This window comes from Pseudomonas sp. SDO5591_S426 (genome assembly GCF_054070755.1).
The window spans coordinates 1-1,361 of record NZ_JBSVXD010000403.1 but is presented as its reverse complement, the minus strand read 5'-3'; the positions used below and the strand labels follow the sequence as shown (position 1 = coordinate 1,361).

The following is a 1,361-nucleotide window of genomic DNA, read 5'->3' as shown; positions in this document are numbered from 1 at the left end:
TAATGAGATGGTCACCCCCACACCCTGCGAGGGCTACGCTTTCGCAGGGTGTTTTGTTTTCGGAGGCCATCATCATGATCCAGTCAGCATTGATCGGTATCGATCTCGGCAAACATAATTTCCACCTTCACAGCCAGGATAAATCAGGCCGCGAGGTGTTTCGCAAGAAGCTCTCTCGGGCTCAGATGATGCAACTTTTCGGCAACATGCCGAGTTGTGTCGTGGTGATGGAAGCCTGTGCGGGGGCGCATTTTGTCGCTCGTCAGCTAGCGGCAATGGGACACACGGCCAAGCTGATTTCCCCGCAGTTCGTTAAGCCTTTCGTCAAAGGCAACAAAAATGATTTCGTCGACGCTGAAGCGATCTGTGAAGCGGCTTCCCGTCCATCTATGCGCTTTGTGACGCCTAAAACCGAGTCCCAGCAAACCCTGTCTGTTCTGCATCGGATGCGCGAATCGTTGGTGCATGACCGCACAAAAACGGCTAATCAGATGCACGGTTTCCTACTGGAATTTGGCGTCAGCCTGCCCAGAGGCCTGACCATTATGAAACGTTTGACAAATGTCTTGGCCGAGCACGAGTTGCCCGTTCGTTTGACGGTGTTGTTACAACGCCTGCACGATCACTTCGTCTACCTGGATGAGCAAATCAAGGTGCTGGATAAAGAGCTGGCGAGCCAACTGGCCGACGATGATCTTGGTAGTCGCTTGCTGAGCATGCCATGTGTCGGCCCGATCACCGCCAGCCTGCTGGCTGTGGAAATGGGTGATGCTAAGCAGTACCGGTGCAGTCGCGATTTTGCCGCCTCAGTGGGCCTGGTACCCAGGCAGTACAGCACGGGTGGTAAGGCGAATTTGCTCGGGATCAGCAAGCGGGGTGACAAGCACCTGCGACAACTATTGGTGCAATGTTCCAGGGTCTATATGCAGAGGCTGGAGCATCAGAAAGGGGCACTGGCTGACTGGGTTCGAGCCTTGCTCAGTCGACGACATTCGAATGTCGTGGCCTGTGCCCTGGCTAACAAACTGGCACGTATCGCTTGGGCGATCGCGACTCACCATACGCAATATGAAGCAGGGCCAGACGCCTTGAACGCCTGACCCTGCAGTTGTTGCAGTACCACGATTCACCCTTCAGGTTTTGCGATAGCTGAACAACGGATGACGTGAACGGCCTACCGGCCTGGCGAAGATCCTGACATAAAAATCGGCTTTAGAAGCCGATGGGCTTTTTAGGATCGTCAGGCGCGACTCTCATCGTGGCGCTGGGGCCTGCCCCAAACAGACGCCGGATAGATTTAAGCAAGCCAACCACACCACCCGTTAATCAGTATTGCAAAAATGGGGGTGACCATAGATTTT

General features: G+C 54.3%; 1 protein-coding gene. It reads left to right on the top strand.

Translation table 11 applies throughout. The annotated features are described in order from the left end of the window. The first annotated feature begins 74 nt into the window (after positions 1-74). Complete coding sequence (locus tag ACW9JC_RS30300) at positions 75-1,100, top strand: IS110 family RNA-guided transposase (protein WP_457459664.1); 1,026 nt, start codon at positions 75-77, stop codon at positions 1,098-1,100. Positions 1,101-1,361: the final 261 nt, after the last annotated feature.